This is a genomic window from Leisingera aquimarina DSM 24565 (assembly GCF_000473165.1).
GTDB lineage: Bacteria > Pseudomonadota > Alphaproteobacteria > Rhodobacterales > Rhodobacteraceae > Leisingera > Leisingera aquimarina.
This window is the reverse complement of record NZ_KI421504.1, coordinates 431,132-456,996: the sequence shown is the minus strand read 5'-3', so window position 1 is coordinate 456,996 and position 25,865 is coordinate 431,132. Positions and strand designations below refer to the sequence as shown.

25 protein-coding genes are annotated in these 25,865 nt (G+C 63.4%); 14 read left to right on the top strand and 11 right to left on the bottom strand.

Annotated elements, in window-relative coordinates; all coding sequences use genetic code 11:
* The first annotated feature begins 510 nt into the window (after window positions 1-510).
* Both AQUI_RS32205 and AQUI_RS29770 read left to right on the top strand, forming a co-directional pair.
* On the top strand, window positions 511-1,497 hold the full coding sequence (locus tag AQUI_RS32205) for a transposase domain-containing protein (RefSeq protein ID WP_027256716.1): 987 nt from the start codon (window positions 511-513) through the stop codon (window positions 1,495-1,497).
* A 713-nt stretch (window positions 1,498-2,210) separates the two neighbouring features.
* Window positions 2,211-2,621: a DUF4279 domain-containing protein gene (locus AQUI_RS29770; RefSeq protein ID WP_027256715.1), complete on the top strand. Its 411-nt coding sequence runs from the start codon at window positions 2,211-2,213 to the stop codon at window positions 2,619-2,621.
* A 63-nt stretch (window positions 2,622-2,684) separates the two neighbouring features.
* On the opposite strand, the gene AQUI_RS0106090 is transcribed toward AQUI_RS29770, so the two are convergent.
* Complete coding sequence (locus tag AQUI_RS0106090; protein WP_027256714.1) at window positions 2,685-3,170, bottom strand: flavodoxin family protein; 486 nt, start codon at window positions 3,168-3,170, stop codon at window positions 2,685-2,687.
* A 131-nt stretch (window positions 3,171-3,301) separates the two neighbouring features.
* Complete coding sequence (locus AQUI_RS0106085) at window positions 3,302-3,484, bottom strand: zinc-finger domain-containing protein (protein WP_027256713.1); 183 nt, start codon at window positions 3,482-3,484, stop codon at window positions 3,302-3,304.
* Window positions 3,485-3,555: 71 nt separating this feature from the next.
* Here AQUI_RS0106085 and AQUI_RS0106080 point away from each other — a divergent pair, with 71 nt between their 5' ends.
* The 8 genes from AQUI_RS0106080 (at window position 3,556) to AQUI_RS0106040 (ending at window position 12,701) form a co-directional block, all read left to right on the top strand.
* Window positions 3,556-4,485 (top strand): ABC transporter ATP-binding protein, encoded by a 930-nt coding sequence (locus tag AQUI_RS0106080; protein ID WP_027256712.1) that lies wholly within the window; start codon window positions 3,556-3,558, stop codon window positions 4,483-4,485.
* Between the two features lie 981 nt (window positions 4,486-5,466).
* Entirely contained in the window at window positions 5,467-5,715 is a 249-nt protein-coding gene (locus AQUI_RS0106070; RefSeq protein WP_035919830.1) for a hypothetical protein, read from the top strand.
* Window positions 5,712-6,137, top strand: a complete 426-nt coding sequence (locus AQUI_RS0106065; RefSeq protein WP_027256709.1) for a hypothetical protein — start codon at window positions 5,712-5,714, stop codon at window positions 6,135-6,137. Before AQUI_RS0106070 ends, AQUI_RS0106065 begins: the two co-directional genes overlap by 4 nt.
* Window positions 6,138-6,292: 155 nt before the next feature.
* Entirely contained in the window at window positions 6,293-7,810 is a 1,518-nt protein-coding gene (gene gpmI, locus AQUI_RS0106060) for a 2,3-bisphosphoglycerate-independent phosphoglycerate mutase (RefSeq protein WP_027256708.1), read from the top strand.
* Window positions 7,807-8,940 (top strand): murein hydrolase activator EnvC family protein, encoded by a 1,134-nt coding sequence (locus tag AQUI_RS0106055; protein ID WP_027256707.1) that lies wholly within the window; start codon window positions 7,807-7,809, stop codon window positions 8,938-8,940. Before gpmI ends, AQUI_RS0106055 begins: the two co-directional genes overlap by 4 nt.
* Before the next feature lie 7 nt (window positions 8,941-8,947).
* The gene (locus AQUI_RS0106050) at window positions 8,948-10,282 is read left to right on the top strand and encodes a S41 family peptidase (protein WP_027256706.1); all 1,335 of its coding nucleotides are present in this window, start codon (window positions 8,948-8,950) and stop codon (window positions 10,280-10,282) included.
* Window positions 10,283-10,896: 614 nt separating this feature from the next.
* Window positions 10,897-11,961, top strand: a complete 1,065-nt coding sequence (locus tag AQUI_RS0106045) for a bifunctional transcriptional activator/DNA repair enzyme AdaA (RefSeq protein ID WP_027256705.1) — start codon at window positions 10,897-10,899, stop codon at window positions 11,959-11,961.
* Window positions 11,958-12,701: an isocitrate lyase/PEP mutase family protein gene (locus tag AQUI_RS0106040; protein ID WP_027256704.1), complete on the top strand. Its 744-nt coding sequence runs from the start codon at window positions 11,958-11,960 to the stop codon at window positions 12,699-12,701. The genes AQUI_RS0106045 and AQUI_RS0106040 overlap by 4 nt, the downstream gene beginning before the upstream one ends.
* A 7-nt stretch (window positions 12,702-12,708) precedes the next feature.
* Here AQUI_RS0106040 and AQUI_RS0106035 read toward each other — a convergent pair whose 3' ends face one another.
* The 3 genes from AQUI_RS0106035 to AQUI_RS0106025 form a co-directional block, all read right to left on the bottom strand.
* The gene (locus AQUI_RS0106035) at window positions 12,709-13,086 is read right to left on the bottom strand and encodes a hypothetical protein (RefSeq protein WP_027256703.1); all 378 of its coding nucleotides are present in this window, start codon (window positions 13,084-13,086) and stop codon (window positions 12,709-12,711) included.
* Between the two features lie 13 nt (window positions 13,087-13,099).
* The gene (locus AQUI_RS0106030) at window positions 13,100-13,861 is read right to left on the bottom strand and encodes a DUF6478 family protein (RefSeq protein ID WP_027256702.1); all 762 of its coding nucleotides are present in this window, start codon (window positions 13,859-13,861) and stop codon (window positions 13,100-13,102) included.
* A gap of 89 nt (window positions 13,862-13,950) precedes the next feature.
* Window positions 13,951-14,748, bottom strand: coding sequence for a hypothetical protein (locus AQUI_RS0106025; RefSeq protein WP_084294308.1), 798 nt, complete (start codon window positions 14,746-14,748; stop codon window positions 13,951-13,953).
* A 182-nt stretch (window positions 14,749-14,930) separates the two neighbouring features.
* On the opposite strand from AQUI_RS0106025, the gene AQUI_RS0106020 reads away from it, so the two are divergent.
* The 3 genes from AQUI_RS0106020 (at window position 14,931) to AQUI_RS0106010 (ending at window position 18,234) form a co-directional block, all read left to right on the top strand.
* Entirely contained in the window at window positions 14,931-15,845 is a 915-nt protein-coding gene (locus tag AQUI_RS0106020; protein WP_027256700.1) for a CPBP family intramembrane glutamic endopeptidase, read from the top strand.
* Between the two features lie 63 nt (window positions 15,846-15,908).
* Entirely contained in the window at window positions 15,909-16,859 is a 951-nt protein-coding gene (gene accD, locus AQUI_RS0106015) for an acetyl-CoA carboxylase, carboxyltransferase subunit beta (RefSeq protein ID WP_027256699.1), read from the top strand.
* 106 nt (window positions 16,860-16,965) lie between these two features.
* Complete coding sequence (locus AQUI_RS0106010; RefSeq protein WP_027256698.1) at window positions 16,966-18,234, top strand: bifunctional folylpolyglutamate synthase/dihydrofolate synthase; 1,269 nt, start codon at window positions 16,966-16,968, stop codon at window positions 18,232-18,234.
* Window positions 18,235-18,402: 168 nt separating this feature from the next.
* Here the strand turns inward: AQUI_RS0106010 and AQUI_RS0106005 are convergent, their stop codons facing one another.
* Window positions 18,403-19,308, bottom strand: coding sequence for a bestrophin family protein (locus AQUI_RS0106005; protein ID WP_027256697.1), 906 nt, complete (start codon window positions 19,306-19,308; stop codon window positions 18,403-18,405).
* On the bottom strand, window positions 19,305-20,378 hold the full coding sequence (zapE, locus tag AQUI_RS0106000) for a cell division protein ZapE (protein ID WP_027256696.1): 1,074 nt from the start codon (window positions 20,376-20,378) through the stop codon (window positions 19,305-19,307). Before zapE ends, AQUI_RS0106005 begins: the two co-directional genes overlap by 4 nt.
* A 573-nt stretch (window positions 20,379-20,951) precedes the next feature.
* Here zapE and AQUI_RS0105995 point away from each other — a divergent pair.
* Window positions 20,952-22,196, top strand: a complete 1,245-nt coding sequence (locus AQUI_RS0105995; protein WP_027256695.1) for an MFS transporter — start codon at window positions 20,952-20,954, stop codon at window positions 22,194-22,196.
* Window positions 22,197-22,294: 98 nt separating this feature from the next.
* Here the strand turns inward: AQUI_RS0105995 and AQUI_RS0105990 are convergent, their stop codons facing one another.
* Genes AQUI_RS0105990 through AQUI_RS0105975 form a run of 4 tightly spaced genes read right to left on the bottom strand, consistent with a single transcriptional unit; the run spans window position 22,295 to window position 25,756 of the window.
* A complete protein-coding gene (locus AQUI_RS0105990) occupies window positions 22,295-23,224 on the bottom strand; it encodes an alpha/beta fold hydrolase (RefSeq protein WP_027256694.1) in 930 nt (309 codons plus the stop codon).
* The gene (locus tag AQUI_RS0105985; RefSeq protein WP_027256693.1) at window positions 23,221-24,138 is read right to left on the bottom strand and encodes an ornithine cyclodeaminase family protein; all 918 of its coding nucleotides are present in this window, start codon (window positions 24,136-24,138) and stop codon (window positions 23,221-23,223) included. Before AQUI_RS0105985 ends, AQUI_RS0105990 begins: the two co-directional genes overlap by 4 nt.
* A 29-nt stretch (window positions 24,139-24,167) precedes the next feature.
* Window positions 24,168-24,788: an HAD family hydrolase gene (locus tag AQUI_RS0105980; protein WP_027256692.1), complete on the bottom strand. Its 621-nt coding sequence runs from the start codon at window positions 24,786-24,788 to the stop codon at window positions 24,168-24,170.
* Between the two features lie 5 nt (window positions 24,789-24,793).
* The gene (locus tag AQUI_RS0105975) at window positions 24,794-25,756 is read right to left on the bottom strand and encodes a DMT family transporter (RefSeq protein ID WP_027256691.1); all 963 of its coding nucleotides are present in this window, start codon (window positions 25,754-25,756) and stop codon (window positions 24,794-24,796) included.
* Between the last annotated feature and the right edge of the window lie 109 nt (window positions 25,757-25,865).

Below are 25,865 nucleotides of genomic sequence, written 5' to 3'. Positions count from 1 at the left end.
TCCACCAGCCCCAGCGAACAGGAGAGAGCGCGGATCAACCGCCGTGTTGCTCTTCTTCTCGAGCGCCGGAAAGCAGCTTCCGGCATAGGGCATCTCACCCGGGAACACAGGGAACGGCTTGCTGTGCTGCGGGATGACGTCAGGCTGGCTGCAATCGCTACTGAACACCAGGCTGATGAACTGGCGGCTGAGCTGCACGGGGAAATGCCCTGGATGACTCCGGCGACGGAAACAGTGTGGCATGCGATGCGCCGGTCTGTGCGCGAAGGATGGCCTGGCCTGCGTCTGCTGCCCAGGCGATGCCTTTTGCAACAGCAAGGCGAAGGGCGAAGCCGGGCTGCCGATCTATTCCGTGATCCAAGACCGTGGCCTGGTTCGCCGCGATAGCCTCGAGCGCCACATGGGGGCCGACGCAGCGGATGAAACCAACCTGCGCGCTCAGCCGGGCGATCTGGTCTATAACATGATGCGCATGTGGCAGGGGGGGGCGGGACGGCGTCCGAGGAATGCATGGTCAGCCCGGCCTATGTCATTCTGTCGCCCAAGAAGGGCGTGTCCTCGAAATTCTTCGATTACTGGTTTCAGAACCAGAACTTGCTGCACCAGCTATGGGCCTATTCGCACGGGCTGACCAACGACCGTTTGCGCCTCTATTATCAGGACTTCGCCAAGATTCCACTCGCCCTGCCAGACCTGCCCGGACAGGAAAGGATTGCGGCGGTTCTGGATGCCACCTCCCGCAAGGTGGGCCTTCTGACCGACAAGAAAAACGCACTGGAGGATTACAAGCGCGGGCTGATGCAGCGGCTGTTTTCGCGCGAGCTGCGCTTTACCCAAGACGATGGCAGCGCCTTCGTATTCGATGGCCGGCTTGAGATCGACAGCAACGCGGTCGAGCGCTGCATCCGCGGTATCGCTCTGACGAAGAAGAACTCCCTCTTCGCCGGGCCCCATGAGGCGGCTGAAGTCTGGGCAACCTACTATTCGCTCATCGAAAGCGCGCGCCTAAACAAGGTCAACCCGCGCAGCTACCTGAACTGGGTGGTTCAGGAAATCGAGCGCACCCGCGGCGAGGTCGACTACGGTCAGCTGATGCCCTGGCACTGCCCGGCCGGATCGACGACTGACAAGCTATCGCCGCCCCGTAAACTGGGCGGTGACGCATTCTCACACAGCTGGAATCCCAAGCGGGGTTCCGGCCCACAGCCGTATCCGGACGGTCTCTCGGTGAAACGTGCCGGTCTTCATAGCCTTATTCCGTTTTGCTCTGCGCCCGCCTGTTCGGGCTTAGGCAGAAACTGGAACGAGTTCAGCGGCAAGCTCCAGCACAAGGCCGCTGACCGCCTTCCGGGCTTGGTCTTGCGATTTCTTCCCGCGCAACTTGCGGGCAAGCCCGGCCCCGCGGGCGGAGGCTTCCTGGACCAGCAGCAGAAAAGCAATTTCCCGCAGCTGATGCATGGCCAGATCGGCCTCGTCCTGCTCCAGCAACCTTTCTAGCTCTGTTGGTGCCGCGCATTCGGCCACCAGGCGTTTCAGAGCCGGTCCATTTTTGGTCTCCTCGGCCCGGGCAATGCAGATGTCGGTCATGCCTGCTATCTCGAAGTGAAAATCCGCAACCGGCAAACAAGCAGCCTGCCTGGAGTAGCCAGCCTGCCGCTCGACATGGAGATCCCGCCGCGCCGGGTCGTAGGACATCTCTAGCCCATTGATTGACACATTCGATGCAACCGGAGTCCCGAAGCGCTTGCGCAGGCTGAGCGCTTCCGCAAAGAGCACAAGTTGCAGAAGACCGGTCGGCGGCAGATCACAGGAAATGCGCTGGATGCCGTTGCGGCCGGAGTGCTTGTAACTGAGCGCGAGCCGGGCACCGCCGTTCTCCCGCGCCTCCATCGAAAATATCTTTGCAGGCATGACGCGGGTTATTATGGAAGGCTGCTGGACCTTCAAGCCGCGGCCGGCAGGTCCGGTGATGCTAGGCGGCCATGCGCCGAAAGTAAGGCAGCACATGGAAGGGACTTATCTGCAAAGAGAGTACCCTTGGCCATTCCGGATTTTTTCAGGCTACGCGGAGTTGCGGTGCTCAGTGAGGGGAAACGCCTAATCCGCCATTGATTGAATTGATGGCCTTATGCATGCCTGCCTGCAAGAAATTCTGCGGACCAGTCAATTTCCGGGGCCGATACACCGCTTGCAATGACTTGGTGAGAGATATGGCTCGACTTAGCAAGAGCGCAACTGCACCGCGTATACTGGGTGAGGACCTTGATCCAGCTGAAGTTACGGCTTTGCTAGGTAAAGAACGCGACCGGTCTGAACGAAAGGGGGATAAGATTGCATTGCCCAAACAAGGCTATCGGATGGCCGATACCGGGGCCTGGGTAATCAGAGCTAGCCGGATGGAACCGGGAAATCTGGATGCGCAGGTTTCTCAAATTCTTCAAGGCACAGGTGACGGTCTTGGTATTTGGCAAGACCTTTCCCGCCGGTTAGATGTTCACCTGTTCTGCGGTGTGTTTCTCAGTGAAGAAAACGAAGGTTTTTGCATCTCGCGTGAAACAATGGGTCTGCTAGGTGTTCGTGGAATTGCTGTGGACTTTGGTATCTACGCGGCCGGTGAATAGTAACTTGTGATGCCTATTGCCGCTCAAGGTTCATGACAAAGCGCTAGCGATAGCTGAAAATATTCAAAACACCCCCATCGCCAGCCCCGCGCCCAACGCCAGCCCCAGTTCGCGGCAGGTCTCCAGCTGATCCTCCGGGATCACCTTCTCCGCCAGAATGGCCTCCGGCGTCTGCGCATGGGTGCAGAGGATCAGCGGCGTCTGCACCTCTTTCAGACGCCAACCGGTGGCAATCCGTGCGCATTGGCGCGCTGCGTTTTCCCCGTCCGATCCGGCGCAGACCATCTGTGCATAAGGCCGCCCTGCAATCTGCCCCAGTACAGGATAATAGCAACGGTCAAAGAATTCCTTCATCTGGCCGGACAGCGCCGCCAAGTTCTCCGGCGCACAGAAGATGTAGCCATCCGCGGCCAGCAGATCCTCCGGCCCGGCCTCTTCGGCCCGCTTCAGAACAGTGGAAATCTCGCCGCGTGCAGCCTCTGCTGCAGCCTCCGCCATCCGACGGCTGCCGCCAGTGCGCGAGTGGTAGACGATCAGAAGCTGTGCCATGCGCGCCACCCGTTTCCTTCGGCCCTGCGGGACCATACCGGGCGCTGGCAAATTTCTTCAGAGAAATTTGGCCGGAAAATTCGAATTTTCCGGTTCCCAGCCGCTGCAGGCCTGGGCTTGGCTGCGTTGGATCACTCCGCCGCCTTGGCCGCATCCTCATAGACATACTTGCAGTCGCAATAGGGGCATTCCACGAAACCCTCGGCTTCGGGGATCTGCAGATAGACCCGCGGATGCCCCAGCGCGCCCTCGCTGCCGTCGCAGGCCACCTTGCGGCTGTTCACGATCCTGGTTTCCGGCGCTTCGGTGCTCATGGCTGGCAGTCCTTTCACTTTTCGGCTAGGCGCTTTTATGAGCCAAGGAAAAACCGGGGGCAAGAGCGGCGATGACAAGCGATGCAATCCGTATCGAAGCTTTGCGAAAAATCTACGGCGGCTACAAAGGCCAGCCGGAAAAGCACGCGCTGAAGGGCGTCAACCTAGCGGTGCCGCGCGGCTCGGTCTTTGGCCTCTTGGGGCCGAATGGCGCCGGTAAATCCACCATGATTAATATCTTGGCAGGACTGGTGCGCAAGACGAGCGGACAGGTGTCGATCTGGGGCTTTGACCAGGACGAAAACCCGCGCCAGAGTCGCGCCGCCATCGGCGTCATGCCGCAGGAGCTGAACCTCGATCCTTTCTTCACCCCGCGCGGCGCGCTGGAGGTGCAGGCGGGTCTTTATGGCGTGCCCAAGCACGAACGCCACAGCGATGAGATCCTGCGTATGATCGGGCTCACTGACAAGGCCGAGGCCTATGCCCGCACGCTCTCTGGTGGTATGAGGCGGCGGCTGCTCTTGGGCAAGGCGCTGGTCCACCGCCCCTCGGTGCTGGTGCTTGACGAGCCCACCGCAGGCGTCGATATCGAGCTGCGCCAGATGCTGTGGCAGAACATCCGTAAACTGAACGCGCAAGGCATGACCATCATCCTCACCACCCATTACCTGGAAGAGGCCGAGGAAATGTGCGACGAGATCGCCATCATCAATCAGGGCGAGGTGGTGGCGCGGGACAGCAAGCCCAGCCTTTTGGGCCGGCTCGACGCCAAGACCATGGTGGTGCATCCGGCGGTGCCCGCCACGGTACTGCCGCAGGGCGAGGGTATCGAGGCCAGCTTGCGCGAAGACGGCGCCGTGGTGCTGCGCTACCGCAGCCGCCTGATCAGCGCCGAGGACGTGCTGGCCGCGGTCCATTCCGCAGGCATCAGCATCCGCGATGTGAAGACCGAAGAGGCCGATCTGGAGGATGTCTTCCTGTCGCTGACGAAGGCGGGATAAGGGGGCTGCTCTCAACCCTTGGACGAGCCCGTACTCGCGGTATTGGCGCTTGCGGCGGGTGTTGCGCGCTGATGTGAGCGGCGTGAATTTTGCGAACTGACAAACCTGTCTAACGATTGGGGCCTTCTCAATCTGTTGACAGGAGGTTTCGATGTCAGATCAACATGTTCCGGCGCTACGCCGGCGATTTCTCGAAGATATGCGGATCAAGAGGCTGCAAAGCCGCAGACGGTGTATCTGCGGGCGCTGCGCGAGGTCACGCATCTGAAGGCGGGTGATACCGGCAGCGGCCGCATGCTGATCCGGGTTGACCGGGGCAAGGGCCGACAGGATCGCCACTTGATGCTGCCGCCGAGCTTGCTGGATCTGCTGCGCGGCTATTGCCGCGAAGCGCGCCCGGCCGGATGGTCGTTTCCGGGGCGCAGCCGGTCCGATCCCGGCACGGCAATTCAACCAGTCGTTCGGAGCGGCCTGCGGCTTTGCCCGGATCAAGAAGAAGGTCCTGCCCCGCACTCTGCGGCACAGCTTTGCCATCCCTCTTCTGGAAGGCGGGAGCGGCATCAGGATGATTTATTACCCGGCAGCCGATACGCTGTATCGATGAGAGGGCAGGTGCTGCCCGGTCACGCCAAGCTAGGGCCGCGGCGGTTTGCACGAAGGTGGCGGCCAAGACGGGCCGGGATGTGACGCGCCCGCTCGGTCTGCTGGTAAGCCGGGAGGGTTTTGATGTTGGGTTGGGTAAATTCGTCCGGGAAAAGGGGGAGTTCGACCCTCAACCGATTTGTGCAGCAAGGCCCTTGCACGTGCATCCTGTGGCGCTGATCCGGCATCTATTGACACCGCAAAACCCGGACGGCGGTGCAGAGGACCAGTCAGGGAATTGAGTATTTGGGCAAAGATGAAGGGGCGGGGAACTTAAGGGGTAAATCCAGGTATCTTGCTACCAATGCCCTCTATATCACCTCCCGAAAGGAGAGCGTGATGAAAACAGCAACACGGGTGCAAACCGGGCTGCGTTTGGAGACGCGGCTATTGAACACTATGAAGGCGCTGGCGGAGATATCTGGATATTTCGGTGGACGAACCGGTCGAAGGCATGGCGTTGCACGCTTTGAGGGCAAGGCGCCGTTCTCGGATGAAAGCCTTGGCAAAATCGAAACGCTGCGCGCGGTTTACGGGCTGGACCTGACCGCCGCCGACAGCTACCGCCTGATGGAGGACCCGCAATGAGCGTAGGCACCGATTATGCCGTGATGGCAGCGGAACTGGCCGCGGGCACCCTGCAGCCGCAGGGCTTCAGCCACCGGGCCCATCTGGGAGTGGCCTATGAAATCCTCTCGCGCCATGAGGTGTTCGAGGGCATGGCCATCTACGCCCGCGGGTTGCGCCAGTTGACAGAGGCCGCCGGGGTGCCGGAGGAATTCAACGTCGCGGTGACGCTCGCGTTCCTGAACCTGACAGCGGAGCGGATGGCGGCGGGCGGCTATCAGGACACGGACGCCTTCCTGAATGGCAATGCCGATCTCCTGCAGCCGGGCGTGTTGGGCAGGTACTTCTCGGCGGGAATGCTGAACAGCGACCTGACGCGCCGGGTGCCTGTCCTGGTTCCGCAGAACTCTGGCAGCTGCACGGCGGCCCTGGCTGGGGAATGAGTATTTTGACAAAGAAGAAGCGGATTGGCAGGCAATGCACCGGACCCGCGCGCTGATAACGCCAACTGTGGCAGGAATGCCGGTTCACCCCGGCGCGGCAAGGCGTTAGAAGGCTTGCGAACATTGCCAACCTTGCCCAGCCCCGGAGCCGACTCATGACCGCACCGAAACCCGTTGTCCTGTGCATTCTTGACGGCTGGGGCAGTGGCGAGCCGGGCAAGGCAAACGCGCCGTATCTGGCGAACACTCCAACCTTCGATGCAATCCTGGCCAGGGGGCCGGCCGCCCGGCTGATCACCCATGGGCCGGATGTCGGTCTGCCGACTGGGCAGATGGGCAACTCCGAGGTCGGCCACACCAATATCGGAGCGGGCCGGGTGGTGGCGATGGACCTGGGCCAGATCGACCTGGCGATCGAGGACGGCTCGTTCTTTGAAAACGAGGCCCTGCAAGCCTTTATCGCGCGGCTGAAGGAAACCGGCGGCGCGGCGCATTTGATGGGGCTGGTCTCAGACGGCGGGGTGCATGGGCATATCAGCCACATCCTGGCGGCAGTGAAGGCGGTGACGGATGCAGGCGTGCCGGTCTGGTTGCATGCCATCACCGACGGGCGCGACGTGGCGCCGAAATCGGCGTTCCGCCACTTCCGCCGGCTAGAGGAAAAACTGCCCGAAGGCGCGCGGATTGCCACTGTGACCGGGCGATATTTTGCTATGGACCGCGACAACCGCTGGGGCCGGGTAAGCGAGGCCTATGACGCGATGATCCACGCCAAGGGGCGGCCGGGGATGAATGCCCACGGCGCGGTGGATCATGCCTATAACCAGTCGGAAACTGATGAATTCATCGCAGCCACTGTGCTGTCGGGCTATGGCGGTGTGAAGGATGGGGACGGGTTCTTCTGCCTTAATTTCCGCGCCGACCGGGCACGGGAAATCCTGCGCGCCATCGGTGAACCTCGCTTTGCCGAATTCGACACCGGCACCCGCCCGGACCTGGCCGCATTGCTGGGCATGGTGGAGTATTCCGACAGCCATAGCGATTACATGACTACGTGTTATCCCAAGGCGGCAATTGTGAACACGCTGGGCGCATGGGTGGCGAAGCAGGGCAAAAGCCAGTTTCGGCTGGCGGAGACCGAGAAGTACCCGCATGTGACGTTTTTCCTGAATGGCGGCAAGGAAGATCCGGAAGAAGGCGAAGCCCGGTTCATGCCGAAGTCGCCGAATGTGGCGACGTATGACCTGCAGCCGGAGATGTCCGCGCCGGAAGTGACAGCGAAATTCGTTGAGGCGATTGAAGCAGGCTATGACCTTATTGTCACCAATTACGCCAACCCGGACATGGTCGGCCATACCGGCGATCTGAAAGCGGCGATGCTGGCCTGCGAGGCGGTGGACCGCGGTCTGGCAGAGGTAGTCGCGGCGCTGCAGAAGGCGGGCGGTGCGATGATCGTCACCGCCGATCACGGCAATTGCGAGGTGATGGTGGACCCGGAAACCGGCGGCGCCCATACTGCGCATACGCTGAATCTGGTGCCGGTGGCGCTGGTCGGCGGGCCGGAGGGCGCGCGTTTGCGCGATGGCCGGCTGGCAGATCTGGCGCCGACCCTTCTTGAGCTGATGGGGCTGGAAAAACCGGCAGAGATGACCGGGGAAAGCCTGCTGTCATGACGCTGCGCGCGGGCCTTTTTCTGCTGGCGCTGCTGGCCGCGCCGCTGCAGGCGGCAGCGGATCCGGCAGGGGCCGCGCGCGAGGCCGCGGCGCAGCTGGAGGGGGCATCGGTGCAATTGCAGGAGGCCGGCAGCTCCCGCGACCGGGTGAGGGCACTGACCGCAACCGTGCAGGCGTTCGAGGCCGGGCTGGCGGCGATGCGCGACGGGTTGCGCCGGGTGGCACGCCGCGAGGCGCAGCTGAGTGCGCAATTGGCCGCCCGGCAAGAGGAGGTCTCGGGGCTGCTGGGGATTATCCAGACTATTGAAACCTCGCCGCCGCCGGTGCTGATGGTGCATCCCTCCGGGCCATTGGGCGCGGCACGGTCCGCGATGATGCTGGCCGAGGTGACCCCGGCCCTGCACTCCAGGGCTCAGTCGCTGAAGGCGGATCTGGATGAGGTGCAAGGCCTGCGGCTGCTGCAGCAGAACGCGGCCAGAACGCTGGAAGAGGGGCTGGCGGGGGTGCAGTCCGCGCGGGTGCAGTTGTCGACCGCGATTGCCGACCGCACCACCCTGCCGCGCCGCTTTACCGCCGATCCGGTGCGCACCGCGATCCTGATTTCCTCGACGGAAACCCTGTCGGGATTTGCCGACGGGCTGGCCGAGATTGCCGACGGCGACATCGCAAAGACCAGCGCCGACATCACAGACCTGCGCGGCACCTTGGCGCTGCCGGTCGAAGGGCTGATGTTGCGTGGATATGGCGAACGGGATGCAGCAGGCATTGCCCGCCCCGGTCTGTTGATTGCTGCCCGTCCGCGTGCCCTGGTCACCGCGCCGGCCGCCGCCACAATCCGCTACCGCGGGCCGCTCTTGGATCTGGGCAATGTGGTGATTCTGGAACCGCAGGCGGACACGCTGTTTGTGCTCTCCGGCCTGGCCGAGGTTTTTGGCGAGGCGGGCCAAGTGATTCCCGAGGGCACCCCGGTCGGCCTGATGAGCGGAGAAAACCCCAAGCCGGATGCAATTCTGTCACTAAGCGGTGAAGGGGGTGGAACTGACCGGACAGAAACGCTCTATATAGAAGTGAGAATGGACAACAGCCCGGTGGACCCGGAAACATGGTTCCGCACTGGAAAAGGTGGATGAAGGCTTGATGAAAAAATTTGCGATGGCCGCCATTGGCGGCACGCTGGCAGGGATCGTGGCAACAACCTATGTGGCGGGCCCCTTGCTGGCGCAGGAAGGCGCGCGCGAGGCCAATGTTTATGAGCAGCTGGACCTGTTCGGCGACATCTTCGAGCGTATCCGCGCGCAATATGTCGAGGAAGTCGATGAGAAAGAGCTGATCGAGGCGGCGATCGGCGGCATGCTGACCTCGCTGGATCCGCACTCGAGCTATCTGTCGCCGGATGACGCGGCCAGCATGCGGGTGCAGACCCGCGGCGAATTCGGCGGCCTGGGGATCGAAGTCACCCAGGAAGAGGGCTTTGTCAAAGTGGTCTCGCCGATCGACGGCACCCCGGCGGATGAGGCCGGGATGGAAGCCGGCGATTTCATCACCCATGTGGACGGCGAAAGCGTGCTGGGCCTGTCGCTGGATGATGCGGTCACCCTGATGCGCGGGCCGGTGGGGTCTGAAATCGTGATCACCGTGGTGCGCGAAGGCGAGAGCGAGCCGTTTGATGTGTCGATCATCCGCGACACCATCAAACTGACCGCGGTGCGCGCCCGCACCGAGGGCGATACCGTGGTGATGCGGATCACCACCTTTAACGATCAAACCACGCCGAACCTTGAGGAAAATCTGAAAAAGCAGATTGAGGACGCCGGCGGCATCGACAACGTCAACGGCATCGTGCTGGACCTGCGCAACAACCCGGGCGGGCTGCTGACCCAGGCAATCAGGGTGGCGGACAGCTTCCTGGAATCGGGTGAGATCGTCTCGACCCGCGGCCGCGACCCCGAGGATGGCGAGCGGTTCAACGCAACCCCGGGCGACCTGGCTGATGGCAAACCGATTGTGGTGCTGATCAACGGCGGCTCGGCCTCGGCCTCGGAAATTGTGGCCGGTGCGCTGCAGGATCACCGCCGCGCCATCGTGATCGGCACTAAGTCTTTTGGCAAAGGGTCGGTGCAGACTGTGATGCCGCTGAAAGGCGACGGCGCCATGCGTCTGACCACCGCGCGCTATTACACGCCGTCGGGCCGGTCGATCCAGGCGTTGGGCGTCTCTCCTGACATCGTGGTGGCGCAACCCCGCCGCAGGGCCGCAGCCGAGGAGGAGAGCGACTCGCCTGCCCGCCGCTCCCGCTCGGAGGCGGACCTGCGCGGCAGCCTGAACAACGACAGCCTGTCCGAGGATGAAATCCGCCAGATCGAGGAGGAGCGCGAAAAGGCCGAGAAAGCCGCCGAACTGCGCGAAGAGGATTACCAGCTGGCCTATGCCATCGACATCCTGAAGGGGATGGTGGCATTGGGACCGAAGTAAGACCCGGCCTGCAAGCAGCACAAAAGGGGCCGTCCGGGAGGGCGGCCTTTTTCATGTCTGCAGTGCCACCTGGAAATAGCGGCGGATTCTGAATTCTTCGTCTTACCGGGGGCCGTTAATTAGGGGTGGCGGCGCCGCCGTTTAGAGAATGGACAGACCCCGCGGGGCCTGCTCGGTCAGGAATTCCTGAACGACCCCCTTTTTATCGGGGCCGGTCTCCGGGGGGTACGCAGGCAGCCTCACAGATGCCTGCGCCTTGTATCATGGCCCATGCGCGGGGCCATGGCGGGTGATCTCGATCAGCAGGCAGTCTGGCATGGGAGCGTGAGGATCGCGTGAAGGCAACGTACGGCGGCCGCGCAACACCCCGCCCGGAATCAAAGCGCGCAGCGCCGCCGGGCAGAGCCCGTCCGCCCCAACGGGCGGGCTCTTCGGGGAGGTCGGGCTTCATACGCTGCGTTGGAGGGTTTGGCGGGATAAACTGCCTTTCTCAAAAGTTCCGCCGCCCGCCCGCGGACGGGCTCTGCCCGGCTTTTCCCTGTCCTGTCGCCAAAGTGAACATCAACGCCCGATCTTCGGCGCATTGGCGGGTAATGCTGGTCTATGCTTGCCCCATGATGTTTGACCTGCCTGATTCCCAGACGCTGTACCAAGCGCTGATCACCCGTGATGACGCCTATGAGGGGCGCGCCTATGTCGGCGTGACCTCGACCGGTATTTTCTGCCGGCTAACCTGCGCGGCGCGCAATCCGAAGTTCGAGAATTGCCAGTTCTTTGCCAGCCCCGGCCAATGTATCGAAGCGGGGTTCCGCGCCTGCAAACGCTGCAAACCGCTGGCGGCGGCTGCAGGGGGTGATCCAGTTGTTCAGGATCTGCTGACCAAGCTGGAGGAACGCCCGGCGTACCGCTGGGGCGAGGGGGACCTTGCGCGGATGGGGCTGGATGCGTCCACCGTGCGGCGGGCCTTCAAGCGGCATTTCGGCATGACCTTTCTGGAAATGGCCCGGCAGCGCCGCCTGCGCGAGGGGTTCACCGCGCTGAAGGCCGGCGAGCCGGTGATTGCTGCGCAGATCGATGCGGGTTTTGAGAGCGCCAGCGCCTTTCGCGCGGCCTTTGCAAAACTGGTGGGGATTGCGCCCGGGGCATTCCGCAAGGACGCGCTGCTGCTGGCCGACTGGATCGATACGCCGCTGGGCGCGATGATTGCAATCAGCTGCCGACACCAGCTGCATCTGCTGGAGTTTGCCGACCGCAAGGCATTGCCGCGCGAAGTGGCCAAGCTGCAAAAGGCGCAGCCAGGGGGGCTCGGCTTTGGGCGGCCGGCGCCGACGCAACAGATCGCCGATGAGCTGCAGCGGTTCTTTGCGGGCGAGGGGGCGGATTTCCAAACCCCGCTGGCCCTGCATGGCACCGGATTCGAACGCGAGGTCTGGCGCTATCTGCTGACCATTCCGGCGGGCGAAACCCGCAGTTATTCGCAGATCGCGCGCGAGCTGGGCCGGGATTCGGCCACTCGCGCGGTGGCGCGGGCCAATGGTTCCAACCAGCTGGCGCTGGTGGTGCCTTGCCACAGGGTGCTTGCTGCCGATGGATCGCTGACCGGCTATGGCGGCGGTTTGTGGCGCAAGCAGCGGCTGATCGAGATTGAGACAAGCTACAAACAGAGGATTTCTGCATGACATATTCCGACCGCGCACGCGCCTTTGCGGCGCTGCACCAGCCAGGCAACCCGGTGGTTTTGTACAACATCTGGGATGCAGGCAGTGCCAAGGCGATTGCCAGGGCGGGCGCTGCAGCATTGGCAACCGGCAGCTATCCGGTGGCGGCGGCGCAGGGATTTCCGGACGGCGAACAGATCCCGCTGGAGTTTGTTCTGGGCAATGCAGAGCGCATCGTTGCGGCGACGGAGCTGCCGGTAACGATTGATTTCGAGGGCGGCTATGCCCGCGAACCGGAGCAGCTGACCGCCAATGTGAAACGGCTGGCCGAAACCGGTGCCGTGGGGCTGAACTTTGAGGACCAAGTGGTTGGGACGGCGGAGTTCTACAGCATTGAAGAGCAGGCCCAGAGGGTTGCCGCGGTGCGGGCGGCCAATGCGGATATCTTCGTTAATGCGCGCACAGATTTGTTTCTGAAGGAAAAAGATGCGTCGAAACACGCGGGCCTGATGGCGGAGGCGCTGGAGCGCGGCGCGGCTTATGCCGAGGCCGGCGGCAATGGGTATTTCATCCCGGGCTTGACCGATCCGGATCTGATTGCACAAGTCTGCGAGGGCTGCTGTCTGCCGGTCAACACGATGATGCGCGGCATCACGCTTGAGACAGCCCGGCAAACCGGGGTGGCGCGTTGCAGCTATGGCCCGATCCCGCATGCCAAGCTGATGCAGGTGCTGGCGGAGCATTTCCAAACGTTGGAGTAACCGCCGCTCAGGTGGTTTCCAGGCAGTGGCGGCGGAAAGCACGCTTCAGCATGTCGAGTTCTGCGCGCAGCAGCTCCACTTCTGCGCGCAGATCGTCTGCCACGGCCTCCCCCGCAATCAGGGTGAAATCACCCAGCCGGGTGCTGTCGGCAGCATCGAAAATCACGAAGGTCTGCACCCCGTCAGCCAGCGCCTCGGCCGGGACGGGGACTGACACCAGCCATTCGCCGCCGGCCTGGCCTTCCTCCAGTTTTGCATCGGCCACCGGCTGATCCTGAAACATCACGGAAATTTCGGGCCGCGCTCCACTGGCGGGGGCGTTGCTGATCCGGCCCTCCCAGATGCCGTTGCGGAAGCGGATTTTGGTCAGTGACAGGTCGCTCATGGCTCAGGGTTCCTCAGATCGCCGCGCGGCGGTGGCGCGAGAAGGTCAGATCGCGCAGGATCACCTGGTTCATATCCGGCGCTTCAAATATCAGATCAAGCCAGATCTTTTCGATCCGCTTCTCGTTCAGCTTGGAATAGGCCAGGTCGAACTCCACCACGATGTTTTTTTCCTGCTGCGGCAGCTCGCGCACGATCTGTTCGGTATTGGGGCCGTGCTGGATGTTGAGCCGGGCGAAGATCTCGATCGGTTTTTCGGATTCGATAATACTGTCGATCCGCAGCAGATGCTGCCGGGTCATGCCATTGGCAGCGGCGGGCGGCAGGTCGATCACCAGCGACAGGAACGAGCCGTCGAACTGAAACACATCCATGCGCAGGCCGAAGGGAGCAAGGTCCTCTTCGCGGGTGTTGCGTAGCTGGCGCAGGGTCAGTTCGGAGAAGGCGCAATCGTGAAACAGCTGCACCTCGTCGCCGAGCCGGGCCTTGGCGGGGACGGAGGACAGCCCGCATTCGGGCAGCGGCCCGCGCCATAGCTCCGGGCGCCAGGACCAGTCGGTGCCATGCGGGCGGGGAAAGAAGGAGGAGCCGATCTGCGGCAGCGCCAGGCGGCCATCGGCGGTGTGGATCAGCCGGTCCAGATGGGTGCGCAGCTGGCGGGCCTGGTTGCGCTGGCGGCGCAGTTCAGACAGCGGCGCGCGGGCCGAGTCTTCTGCGGCTGCGCGCCAGCGGCGCAGGCTGCGCAGGTGCATAAGCCGGTCCATGATCCTGCCCATCGTGCTCTCTCTTGCCTGTTGTGCCGTGTTGCGGGGTCCGGCCCGCGCGACAATGCGGCGGGCGCTGGCGCCAGTGTAACCTCTGGCGGCTATTGAAATAAACCGGCAATCCGCTGGCTAAGCCCGCGTTTTTTGCGCGGCGCTGGCGTCCTGCCGGTTTCCGGGGCACCGGTTGCAGCTGTTACGGGCCGCGCCAGGGGACGCAGGGACTGGCGGAGGCCTTTGGGCAGCACCGCGCCGGCTTCCTCAAGATCCGGCAGGGTGGAGGCTTCCAGCGAGCGGTGGGTCACTTCGTTCAGAAGCGCCGCCCCTTGACGGCCCAGGGCACGGCTGCCCTCCGGAGCGTAAAGCGCCAGGGCGACCAGATGCTGGTCGAGCACAAAGGCGCCGCGCCAGTGAACCGGGCTGGCACCCTCGGCGACGGCTTCGGGGAGCTCCAGCCGGACCAGCGGCAGCAGCTGGTCCTCGCGGGTTTCCAGCAGCGTGGCACCGGGGAACATGGCCAGGATATCAGCCGCTTGCGGGGCCGCGGCGTCCTGTTGCGCCGGACCGATCGAGGCGGTCAGCACGGCCGCATTGCGGGAGCCGAACCAGCGGTTCCGGTCCAGCCGGCTGCAATGGGCAATCAAGGCAAAGCCGCCGCTGTCATCCGCCGTGCTGCTGCGCCGGTCAAAGCAATAGGTTTCCGGGGCGGCCAGCAGCACCCCGCCGCCGGCAAAGGACATGACCTGGCCGCTGAGGCGCGGCGTCTGGCTGGTGCTGCGGGCGGCAAAGGACAGGCTGGTGGGAGCGGGGCTGCATCCTGCCAGTGCCAGGCCGGCCAGCGCGGCTGCGGCCGCAACCCTGCGCAGTCTTGGCGTCTTTCCGCCTGCGGACGGAAAAGGCACGGGTTTCCCGTTGCTTATTATGGTCACTGCTGTCCCTGCCGGTCTTGTTTTTTGACAATTCTATTACGGGCAGGGCTTCTGCGCGGCAAGTGTGAACCGCGCGCCGGGCTGTCTGCCTTGCCATGGCGTTGCAGCAATGCATAACGTTGGCGCAATTTGCCGCCATTCCAGCCGGAGGACACATGCAGCACAGGCGCAGAGACGGGTACAGCGACGGGCACAGTTACAGGGCGCATGAGACCTTGGTACGCTTTGCCCGGCTGCAGCCCGCGCTGTGGCGGCTGCTTTTGGGGCTGGTACTGGTGGCGGCGGTCAGCTTTGCGATGACCGCGGCGTTGCAGGTGACGGTGGCAGGCCTGTTCCCCGGCGCCTGGCTGCAAGGGCTGGCCGACGGCAGCACTCCTGGTGCTATGCTGGTGCTGCTGGGCAGCTTTGCATTTCTGTCGCTGGGCGTGGCCATGGCGGCGCGGCTGTTTCACCAGCGCGGCTTTGCCACCGTCACCGGGCATCTGAAACCGCTGATCTGGCAGTTCGCCAGGGTGAGCCTGTATCTGATGGGGCTGAGCGTGCTGATCATGCTGCTGCCGCCCTACAGCATGGGGCCGCCAATGACGCCGAACCTGCCGGTCTGGACCTGGCTGGGCATCCTGCCTTTGTCTGTTGCTGCGGTGCTGGTGCAGACCGGATCCGAGGAGATCCTGTTCCGCGGCTATATCCAGCAGGCACTGGCGGCGCGGTTCAGCAGCCCGCTGATCTGGCTGCTGGGGCCGTCGGCGCTGTTTGCGCTGGGGCACTACCTGCCCGCAGAGGCGGGGGAGAACGCGCTGCTGATCACTATCTGGGCCGGATTGTTCGGGGTGCTGATGGCGGATCTGACGGCGCGGGCCGGTACCCTGGGGCCGGCGATAGCGGTGCATTTCTTCAACAACGTAACCGCGCTGTTGCTGTTTGCCTCGCCGACCAGCCTAAACGGGCTGGCGCTGTATCTGATCCCGTTCGAGATGGCGGACGTGCAGGCGCTGCGGCCGTGGATGGCCGTGGATTTTGCGCTGATGCTTGTCAGCTGGCTGACAGCGCGGCTTGCCATACGCCGCTGATTGCAATTGCGGCCAAGGCGTCTTATTTGGGGGGCAAACCGCGCCCCCGGAGAGGCAAGCAATATGAACTGGATCACCAACTACGTCCGGCCCAAGATCAACTCGATCTTTTCGCGCCGCGAAGTGCCCGAGAACCTTTGGCAGAAATGCGATGAATGCGGCACCATGCTGTTTCACCGCGAGCTGAGCGACAATCAGAACGTCTGCACCAGCTGCGGCCACCATATGCATATCACCCCGCGCGACCGGTTCACCGCGCTGTTCGACGGCGGTGTGTTCACAGAGGTCGCGGTGCCGGAGCCGCTGGCCGATCCGCTGAAGTTCAAGGACCAAAAGAAGTACCCCGACCGGATAAAGGCGGCGCAGAAGAAGACCGGCGAGAAAGACGCGATGCTGGTGGCCGCGGGCGAGATCGGCCGCACGCCCATTATCGCTGCCGCGCAGGACTTCTCCTACATGGGCGGCTCGATGGGCATGTATGTGGGCAATGCCATCATTGCCGCGGCAGAAGAAGCGGTGAAGCTGGGCCGCCCGCTGGTGCTGTTCTCGGCGGCCGGCGGCGCCCGGATGCAGGAAGGCATCCTGTCGCTGATGCAGATGCCGCGCACCACCGTGGCGGTGCAGATGCTGAAAGAGGCGGGTCTGCCCTATATCGTGGTTTTGACCCATCCGACCACCGGCGGGGTGACCGCGTCTTATGCGATGCTGGGCGACGTGCATATTTCCGAGCCCAACGCGCTCATTTGCTTTGCCGGCCCGCGGGTGATTGAGCAGACCATCCGCGAGAAGCTGCCCGAGGGCTTCCAGCGCGCCGAGTATCTTCTGGACCACGGTATGCTGGACCGGGTGACCCCGCGCACCGAAATGCGCGGTGAGCTGATCACCATTATCCGGATGCTGATGGATCTGCCGCCGCAGGTGGTGGGCGATCTGCCCTCGCCGGAAGAGGAAGAGGCCGCCAAGGCCGCAAATGCGCCGGCCGATGGCGTTCCTAGTGAAGAAGCCGCAGAGTAATCCGGTTTAAAAACGCATGGCCGCAAGGCCGGTCAGCGCCCGTCCTTCCCAGGGCGGGCGCTGTTCTTTGCCACCTATGACTATCCTATCTGACAGGACCAGGCTGATGACCCAGACCTCCGACGCGATCCTCGCCCGCATGATGGCGCTGCACCCCAAGATCATCGACCTGACGCTGGATCGGGTCTGGCGGCTGCTGGCGGCGCTGGACAACCCGCAGGACAAGCTGCCGCCGGTGATCCACCTGGCAGGCACCAATGGCAAGGGCTCGACCCAGGCGATGATCCGTGCGGGCCTTGAGGGCATGGGCAAGTCCGTGCACGCCTATACCTCGCCGCATCTGGCCCGCTTTCATGAGCGGATCCGGCTGGCGGGGGAACTGATCTCGGAGCCGCATCTGACGGAGGTGCTGGACGAGTGCTACGCCAAGAATGGCGGCATCGACATCACCTATTTCGAGATCACCACGGTGGCCGGCCTGCTGGCCTTTGCCCGCACGCCTGCAGATTACACGCTGCTGGAAGTCGGTCTGGGCGGGCGTCTGGATGCGACCAATGTGATCACGCCGGAACTGTCGGTGATCACCCCGGTGTCGATCGACCACGAGCAGTTTCTGGGCGACACGCTGGCCAAGATCGCGGCTGAAAAGGCCGGCATCATCAAGCGCGGCGTGCCGGTTGTGGTCGGCCCGCAGCCCGACGAAGCGATGGAAGTGATCGAGGCCACCGCCGCCCGTCTTGGCGCGCCAGTGATTGCCTATGGCCAGCACTGGCATGTTTCCGAGGAACGCGGTCGGCTGGTGTTCCAGGACGAAACCGGCCTGCTGGATCTGCCGCTGCCCGCATTGCTGGGCGCGCATCAGATCCAGAACGCCGGTGCTGCGCTCGCCGCCCTGCGCCATCTGGGCGCCGATGAGGCCGCCTGCGAGGCGGCGATGACAGGTGCCGAATGGCCGGCCCGGATGCAAAAGCTGAAAACCGGCCCGCTGATTGAGACCGCACCGGAGGCAGAGCTGTGGCTGGACGGTGGCCACAACGCGGCGGCGGGCATTGCACTGGCGGATGTGCTGGCAAAGCTGCCGGAGCGCCCGACGCATTTGATCTGCGGTATGCTGAACACCAAGGACGTGAGCGGTTACATGGCGCCGCTGGCACCGCATGTCTCAAGCCTCACCGCCATTTCGATCCCGGATGAGATCAACACGCTGAGCGCCGAAGACACCGAGGCCGCCGCCAAAGCCGTGGGTGTCGCGGCAGCAACCGCCGAAAACACCCAGGCTGCCCTGGAGGCGATCCTCGCCAAGGACCCGCAAGCCCGGGTGCTGATCTGCGGTTCTCTGTACCTGGCCGGTCACATCCTGCGCGAAAACGGCTGAGGCTTGCAGCCGCGGCGGGGGAGGCTCACCCGCCCGGCTTCGATCTGGAGATCTCATCCCGTTGGGCCTGGCGCCGCTGTCGCGGCGCGCTGCTTCTTTCTGGTTTTAAATACTCCGGGGGTGAGGCCGCAAGGCCGAGGGGGCAGCGCCCCCTTATGCCGCCTGGCCCTAGTCCAGAACGTGGTCCACGGGTTCCAGTTTGGGCGGCACATCGCGGCCCAGGGCGTTGCAGACCGAGATTTCCATCACCCGGCACATGGCGCTGAGCGGCACCGAATTGGCCTGTTTGCGGAACGGGTGTTCCAATTCATGGGTGACTTCGGCCAGGCCGAAGAAGACATAGGCCACCACCGCCGCCACCAGCGGTTCGAACCAGCCCGCACTGTCCAAAAGGGCAAAGGGCAGCAGCAGGCAATAAAGATAGGTCGTGCGCCAGACCAGCAGCGAATAGACAAAGGGCAGGGGTGTGCTGAGCAGCCGCTCGTTGCCGGCCTGCGCGGTTGGGAAGGCGGCCAGACGGTCAGCCAGGGCGCGCTGGCCGAACCCGTCGATGCGGCCCGCCTCGGCCATCTGGCGCAGGCGGGTGGCGATGTCGCGCAGGGCGGCGTTGGGGCTGTTTTCCGTCTTCATCAGCTGATCTGCGTCTTCGCCGCCGACCCAGCGGCGGATGGTGTCCGCCACCTCATCCCCGCGCAGCTGGGCGCGGTGCAGGTGGTGAAAGGCGAGGATACGGGTGAGGATATAGTCTTCGTCCGGGCCTTTGCCGGCAAAGATCCGCAGTTCCTGCGCCAGGCTGCGCACGTCCGAGACCATGCGGCCCCAGATCTTGCGCGCCTCCCACCAGCGGTCATAGGCAGCATTGTTGCGGAAGCTGAGGAACAGCGACAGCGACAGGCCGAAGACGCCCATCGCGCCGATCGAGATCTGCGGCATTGCAAGAACATAGCGGTCCAGCACCAGCACCAGCAGCGCCCAAAGCGCAGCGCCGATGATATTGGGCAGGATGCGCGGCACCACCGACCCGTTCAGGATCAGAAAAATCTCCCAGCGGCTGGGCGTATCGCGGACAATCATAGGGCGGCGGTTCCCCAGTCCTTGTCCTGCATTTCACGCAGGCGCGAGGCGGTGCGTTCGAACTCAAACGTGCCCTCGCCCTCGACATAGAGCATTTCGGGCTGCGCCGCCGCCGAGCAGATCAGCCGCACCCTGGCCTCGTACAAAGCGTCGATCAGGGTCACGAACCGTCTGGCCTCGTTGAAGTTGTTGCGCGAAAGCCGCGGGATGTCTTCCAGCACCAGCACCTTGACCTCCTCCGCGATGGCCAGGTAATCCCCTGGCCCCAGCATCTTGCCGCACAAATCATAAAAACTGGCCCGCGCCACGCCGTTGCGGAAGGCGGGCAGGGTCACTTCGCGCCCCTTCACCTCCAGCCTCAGCGGCTGCGCCGGGCCGCCGGAGAGATCCGTCCAGATCGCCCGGATCTGGGCCCGGGCCGCGCCGTCCACCGGCGCAAAATAGACCTGCGCGCCGGTCAGCCGGTGCTGGCGGTAGTCGATAGGGCTCACCATTTCATGCACATCCATCTGCGCCTTGATCAGGTCGATGAAGGGCAGGAACAGCTGCCGGTTCAGCCCGTTTTTATAGAGGTCGTCCGGCACCCGGTTGGAGGTGGTGATCACGGTGACCCCGGCTGCAAACAGCGCCTCGAACAGCCGCCCGACGATCATCGCGTCGGTGATGTCGGTGATCTGCATTTCGTCAAAGGCCAGGAGCCGTACGGAATCGGCAACCGCCTTGGCCGCCGGGGCCAGCGCATCCTCGACCCCGTTCTGGCGCGCCTCGTGCATATGCGCATGGATTTCCTGCATGAAGGCGTGGAAATGCACCCGGCGCGAAGGGATGTCTTCGAGGCTGTCGACAAACAGGTCCATCAGCATCGACTTGCCGCGCCCGACCCCGCCCCAGAGGTAGAGCCCCTGGACCTGTTCAAACTCCGCCCGCCGGAAGAACCCGCGTTTCACCGGCGGTGCCGTCAGCCCTTCGGCGATGCGGTCGAAATGGGGCAGGACGGCTTCCTGGGCCGGATCGGGCTTCAATTCGCCTGCGTCGATCTTCTGCCGGTACAGCGTGCTCAAATGGGTCATGGGACAGGGATAGCGCGGGGCGCGGGGGATGGGAAGCGGAGAGCGGGTCTTTCCGATTGCGTGTGGAACCGGCAAGGTTGTGTGGCTACTTTGTGTTGCAGCTCTTTAAGGGTTTCAGGTTTTGTATCGTTACTGCTTCACAGGAACCTAGCAAAACAGATTTTTCGAGGAAGACTTATGACAACTCCAGATTTCAGGATTTACGGTTGCTCACGCGGTGACATTCAAGAAGTTGCTCCAGAACTCGTCGGCGTTTCACTGTGCTTTAGAAGCGCCAAGGAGATGCAAGCCTTTGCCCGCTTTGTTTTGGATTGTGCGAACGAGGCTGAGAAGGGGGGGGAATTGGGACCACGAGCATTTTTTAGGCAAAGATGAGCATGATCAAAACATAGTTTTGGCCTTGCTTGACCAACGCAACTATTAGGCACGAGGGTTGGAGGTCGGTTCACACCAGACTTCTTGCGCGCCTCGGTCACTATCACATCAAAATCTCTTAATGATGCGCGCAAAATTCCTGATTTGACCGGCTGGCAAATTTCCCTGAAAGTTTCGCAGCTTGTCAGGAGAGACGCCATGGATCGTTCCACGCCGCTGTTTACCCCCGTTCTGATCGTGGGCTGCATCATCATCATGGTGAGCTTTGCGGTGCGGGCATCGTTCGGCGTATTCCAGATCCCGATTGCCGAGGAGTTCGGCTGGCTGCGCTCGGAGTTCTCACTGGCGATTGCCATTCAGAATCTGGCCTGGGGCATCGGGCAGCCCATATTCGGCGCCATTGCCGAGAAGATCGGCGACCGCAAGGCGATCATCATGGGGGCGATTGTCTATGCCGCCGGGCTGGTGCTGAGTTCCTGGGCTACAACGCCGTTTGAAATGCAAAGCTATGAATGGCTGGTGGGCTTTGGCATTGCAGGCACCGGGTTTGGCGTGGTTCTGGCGGTGGTCGGGCGGGCCAGTTCGGATGAGAACCGGTCGATGTCGCTGGCGGTTGTCACCGCTGCGGGTTCTGCCGGGCAGATTTTCGGGGCGCCGACCGCGGAATGGATGCTGGGCTTCCTGCCCTGGCAGACGATCTTTCTGATCTTTGCCGGTGTGGTGCTGGCGCTGATTGCCACGCTGCCGCTGATGCGCGCACCGGAGGCGGCCGGCAAGGCTGAGCTGGAAGAGAGCATGGGCGCGATCCTGATGAAGGCGTTCAAGGATCCGTCTTACACGCTGATCTTCCTCGGGTTTTTCAGCTGCGGTTATCAGCTGGCCTTTGTCACCGCGCATTTCCCCGCCTTTGTGACCGAGATGTGCGGGCCGATCCTGCCGGGCGGGGCGCTGCATTCATTGGGCATTACCACCACTTCGGCGCTTGGGGCGGTGGCGATCTCGCTGATCGGAGCGGCCAATGTGGGTGGCACGCTGCTGGCGGGATATCTGGGCAAGCGCTATTCCAAGAAATACCTGCTAGCGGCGATTTATACCGGGCGGACCATTGCCGCGGCGGCGTTCATCCTCTTTCCTATCACGCCGTTGAGCGTGATCATCTTCTCGGTTGCTATGGGGTCCTTGTGGCTGGCGACAGTGCCGCTGACCTCCGGCCTGGTCGCGCATATCTATGGGCTTCGCTATATGGGCACGCTTTATGGCATTGTGTTTTTCAGCCATCAGCTGGGCAGCTTCCTGGGCGTCTGGCTGGGCGGGCGGATGTATGACGCCTATGGCGATTACACTTTTGTCTGGTGGATCGGCGTTGGTGTCGGAGCGTTCAGTGCGATCGTGCATCTGCCAGTGAAGGAGCGCCCGCTGCGGGCTGCGGCGGTGGTGGCGTAACGCCGACGGTTTGTTTGCAGAATGCACCGGACCGGGGCCAGCCCCGGACCCCGGAGTATTTCTGCAAAGGTGAAGGCGCAGGGGCCGGTCCGCGGGTGTTACATTAAACCGCGGCGGTTGTTTTCGGCGATGATCTGCAGCACTTCTTCCGTATGGGTGTAAGGCAGGCCGTGGCCTGCGCCTGCGATTTCCTCCTGCCGGACGGAGCGGGCGCGTTCGGCCAGGCGGCCAGCGGAGTTTGGCGGAATCACCGCGTCGATCTGGCCCCAGATCGCCAGGGTCGGCACGCCCTTGCTGTGCAGGCTGTGCAGTTCTTTGGTGAAATCTTCGTTCAGGATGCCGCGCAGGGATGTAAGAACCGCGGGAATGAAGCCTTTATAGCCCAACTCGCGCTGCTGCAGATCGGCAATGCCGGGCACCGAGGACGGCAGGTTGCGCTCGGCCTCGGTGCCGCGGATGTGCAGGGCCGGATAGAGTGCGTGCATCAGCCAATCGCCAAGCATCGGGATTTGGCGGATCATCCGGGTGAGGCGGCCGGGGCTGCTGCCGAAACCGGCAGGGGCCAGCAGGATCAGCTCGCGCAGGCGGGTTGGGTGGGCGGCGGCAAAGGCGGTGGCGATGGCGCCGCCCATCGAATAGCCGATCAGGGTGAAATCGTCGCCGGCCTCCTGATCCTGCAGCAGATCCTCAAGCTGCGTGGTGAAAAAGCTGCTGTCTTGCAACCCTTCAGGCCGGTCGGAATAGCCGCGGCCGTAAAGATCATAACTCAGCACGCGGTAGCCCATGACGGCCAGCCCATGGGCCACCCCGTCCCAGACGAAAGATGGTGTGGTGAGGCCATGCACGCAGACCGCAACCGGCCCGCGCAGAGGACCGGACCAGCGGTAGTGGGTCAGCCCGCCGGAGAGCTGCGCGAAGGCGCCGGGGGCGGCTTGCCGGGCCTTGGCGTTCATGGGTTTGCGCAGGCGTTCGCGCAGGAAAGGCGCTGCGGCGATCAGCAAAACGACAAAAACCAGCAGCCAGATCATGCCTTGGCCTTCCATTTCTGCAGGATGTGGTGGCTGGTCATCAGGTCCAGATGGGCGCCGCCGCCGTTTTTGAACAGGGTGATTTGCGCGGGGTCGTAGATCGGGAACCGGTCAAGGCTGTAGAAATCGGCCAGCACGTCGCTGCGCTGGATGGTGCCTGCGGTCAGCGGGATCTTGAATTCACCGATGTGGTCCAGCGTGGTATCAAAACTGTCGCAGTAGATCTGTGCGCGCCTCAGGGCCGCGTCATCGGCCTCGCGCATGTCGGGACGGTAGGCGCCGATCAGGTTGAGGTGCTGGCCGGGGCGGAGCCAGTCTCCGTGGATCACCGGGTCAGAGGACATGGTGCAGGTGACAATGATGTCAGCGGCGCGCACTGCGGGTTCCAGATCCGGCGCAGGGAGGGTGCCGGGGTATTGGGCGCAGAGGTCTTCCGCCTTGGAGCCGGTGCGGTTCCAGACCCGGATCTGCGCCTGCGGGAAACCGGCGCTGAAGGTCTCGATCAGGGAGCCGCCGACGGTGCCTGCGCCGACGATCAGCACCTCTTGCGCGTTGGGGTTGGCCAGCCGCAGGGCGCCGAGCAGGCTGTCGCCGGCGGTCTTCCACTTGGTGACCAAGTGGAAATCAACCAATGCCTCAAGGGTGCCATCCTGGTCGGAGTAGAGGCAAACCGAGCCGTTGATCATCGGCTTGCCCGCATCGGGGTTGCGCGGGAAGACGTTGGCTGTCTTCACCGCCAGACCCATGCCGTCAATCCAGGCAGAGCGGCTGAGCAGCGTGTCTGGGTCGCGGTAGAGGAAAGTATCGCCGATCTCTGCCTTGGGCAGGTTGTGGCTGGCGGCCAACGCGTCCGTGAAGCTGACCCAGTCCAGCAGCGCCTCGCCCTCGTCAAACCCGATGATTGGGATGCTCATGTGCCTGTCTTCCTTCTGTGTGTGCCGTCTCAGGCGGCCTCTTGCTCTGTCAGCAGCCGGGCCTGCACCAGCCGCGCCGCCAAGGGGGCGGGGGCGGTGAACAGATGGGTCTGCCAGCCGCGCGCATGGGCGGCCTCGATGTTTTCCGGGCGGTCGTCGGTGAACAGCAGATGCTGCGGCGCCACTCCGGTTTCGCGTTCGAGAATGGCATAGATTTCCGGCTCTGGCTTGATGCATTTCAGATGCGCGGAGACAAATGTGCGGTCAAAGCCACGCAGGAACGGGTAGGTTCCGCAGGCCAGTTCAAACGTCTCCGCACCGAAGTTGCTGAGGGCAAAGACCGGGATGTGCTTGGCCTGCAGGGCCTGCATCAGGCGGACGGTACGGGGGATGGCGCGCGGCACCATCTGCAGCCAGCAGTCGTGCCACCAGAGGATTTCTTCGCTCCAGTCCGGGTGCTGCTCTGCCAGAGCATAGACACTGCCGGGGAAGGGATGGCCGCGGTCGACGTTCAGGTTCATCTCGTGCAGCGGCACCTGCTCGAACAGCTTGCGGCGACGCTCCGCGCCGATGCGGCTGTCATAGAAGTGCTTCGGCTGCCACTCGATCAGCACGCGGCCAATGTCGAAGACGACGGCGTCAATGGGCATCGGGGTCATCCTTCTGCGCGCGGGCGGGGCCGCGGGGCGGGGCGGTTGCGGCGGGTTTCGCGCCAGACGGAGACCAGGCCTGAGGCAATGATCAGGCCGCTGCCGAGCCAGACCGGCAGGTCGGGCCATTCGTTGAAGATCAGCACGCCCCAAAGCACTGACATCGGCATGGCGATGTACTCGAACGGTGCCGCCAGCGCCGCCTCGTTCATGCGGTAGGCCTGGCTGACCAGATAGCCGCCGGCGGAGCCCGCGATGCCGACGCCGATCAGATAGGGCCAGTCTTCCGGTGCGGGCCAGATCCAGGCGCGAAGGATGAAGTCCAGGGCCGGGCTGCCGCCGGTGGCAAAGCGGCCGTCGCCGAAGATCAGCCCGGCCAGCGCGCTGAGGATCAGGAAACCCATCATCGGGTAAAAGGCGAGCGTGGCGCCGGCCTCGCTGCCGCCCGCGTGGCGGGTCAGCACATGCAGGGTGGCATAGCCGCAGGCGCCCAGAAGCGGCAGGATAGCGGCGGCCTGGAAGGTGCCGGCGCCGGGGCGCATGATAATCAGCACGCCGAGGAAACCGGCACAAACCGCGCCCCAGCGCCAGGGTCCGGGGCGTTCGCCCAGAAACAGCGCCGACAGGGCGGTGACGATCAATGGCGTGGCAAAGGCGATCGCCACCGCCTCGGCCAGCGGCAGCAGGGTGAGGCCGGTGAAGAAGCAGATATTGGCAAAAAACACCACGAAACAGCGGGCGAAGTGCAGTTTCGGCTGGTGGGTGCGCAGGAGATGGTAACCGCCCTCCAACGGCACAATGACGGCGAGCATTACGCAGACCGCGATGATCGAGCGGAACAGCACAACTTCGTACAGCGGGTAGTCGCCGGAAAGGAACTTAAAGATCATGTCTATGACGGAAAAAGCAATGCCCGCACCGGCGGCGGCAAACAGGCCGGGGACGCTGATCTTGACCTCTGCGCTCATTTTGCCCTCTTTTGTGTGCTGCATCTGATCAGTGGCGCAATTGATCTGGCCGGGCAATGGGGCGCGGGGCGGAAAAATGCAATTTTTCCGGGCAAAATTCCGGGGCGGA

Coding starts and splice junctions, on each gene's coding strand:
- AQUI_RS32205 (WP_027256716.1), top strand. CDS start 511: ATGGTCAGCCCGGCCTATGTCATTCTGTCGCCCAAGAAGGGCGTGTCC.
- AQUI_RS29770 (WP_027256715.1), top strand. CDS start 2,211: ATGGCTCGACTTAGCAAGAGCGCAACTGCACCGCGTATACTGGGTGAG.
- AQUI_RS0106090 (WP_027256714.1), bottom strand. CDS start 3,170: ATGGCACAGCTTCTGATCGTCTACCACTCGCGCACTGGCGGCAGCCGT.
- AQUI_RS0106085 (WP_027256713.1), bottom strand. CDS start 3,484: ATGAGCACCGAAGCGCCGGAAACCAGGATCGTGAACAGCCGCAAGGTG.
- AQUI_RS0106080 (WP_027256712.1), top strand. CDS start 3,556: ATGACAAGCGATGCAATCCGTATCGAAGCTTTGCGAAAAATCTACGGC.
- AQUI_RS0106070 (WP_035919830.1), top strand. CDS start 5,467: ATGAAAACAGCAACACGGGTGCAAACCGGGCTGCGTTTGGAGACGCGG.
- AQUI_RS0106065 (WP_027256709.1), top strand. CDS start 5,712: ATGAGCGTAGGCACCGATTATGCCGTGATGGCAGCGGAACTGGCCGCG.
- gpmI (WP_027256708.1), top strand. CDS start 6,293: ATGACCGCACCGAAACCCGTTGTCCTGTGCATTCTTGACGGCTGGGGC.
- AQUI_RS0106055 (WP_027256707.1), top strand. CDS start 7,807: ATGACGCTGCGCGCGGGCCTTTTTCTGCTGGCGCTGCTGGCCGCGCCG.
- AQUI_RS0106050 (WP_027256706.1), top strand. CDS start 8,948: ATGAAAAAATTTGCGATGGCCGCCATTGGCGGCACGCTGGCAGGGATC.
- AQUI_RS0106045 (WP_027256705.1), top strand. CDS start 10,897: ATGATGTTTGACCTGCCTGATTCCCAGACGCTGTACCAAGCGCTGATC.
- AQUI_RS0106040 (WP_027256704.1), top strand. CDS start 11,958: ATGACATATTCCGACCGCGCACGCGCCTTTGCGGCGCTGCACCAGCCA.
- AQUI_RS0106035 (WP_027256703.1), bottom strand. CDS start 13,086: ATGAGCGACCTGTCACTGACCAAAATCCGCTTCCGCAACGGCATCTGG.
- AQUI_RS0106030 (WP_027256702.1), bottom strand. CDS start 13,861: ATGGGCAGGATCATGGACCGGCTTATGCACCTGCGCAGCCTGCGCCGC.
- AQUI_RS0106020 (WP_027256700.1), top strand. CDS start 14,931: ATGCAGCACAGGCGCAGAGACGGGTACAGCGACGGGCACAGTTACAGG.
- accD (WP_027256699.1), top strand. CDS start 15,909: ATGAACTGGATCACCAACTACGTCCGGCCCAAGATCAACTCGATCTTT.
- AQUI_RS0106010 (WP_027256698.1), top strand. CDS start 16,966: ATGACCCAGACCTCCGACGCGATCCTCGCCCGCATGATGGCGCTGCAC.
- AQUI_RS0106005 (WP_027256697.1), bottom strand. CDS start 19,308: ATGATTGTCCGCGATACGCCCAGCCGCTGGGAGATTTTTCTGATCCTG.
- zapE (WP_027256696.1), bottom strand. CDS start 20,378: ATGACCCATTTGAGCACGCTGTACCGGCAGAAGATCGACGCAGGCGAA.
- AQUI_RS0105995 (WP_027256695.1), top strand. CDS start 20,952: ATGGATCGTTCCACGCCGCTGTTTACCCCCGTTCTGATCGTGGGCTGC.
- AQUI_RS0105990 (WP_027256694.1), bottom strand. CDS start 23,224: ATGATCTGGCTGCTGGTTTTTGTCGTTTTGCTGATCGCCGCAGCGCCT.
- AQUI_RS0105985 (WP_027256693.1), bottom strand. CDS start 24,138: ATGAGCATCCCAATCATCGGGTTTGACGAGGGCGAGGCGCTGCTGGAC.
- AQUI_RS0105980 (WP_027256692.1), bottom strand. CDS start 24,788: ATGCCCATTGACGCCGTCGTCTTCGACATTGGCCGCGTGCTGATCGAG.
- AQUI_RS0105975 (WP_027256691.1), bottom strand. CDS start 25,756: ATGAGCGCAGAGGTCAAGATCAGCGTCCCCGGCCTGTTTGCCGCCGCC.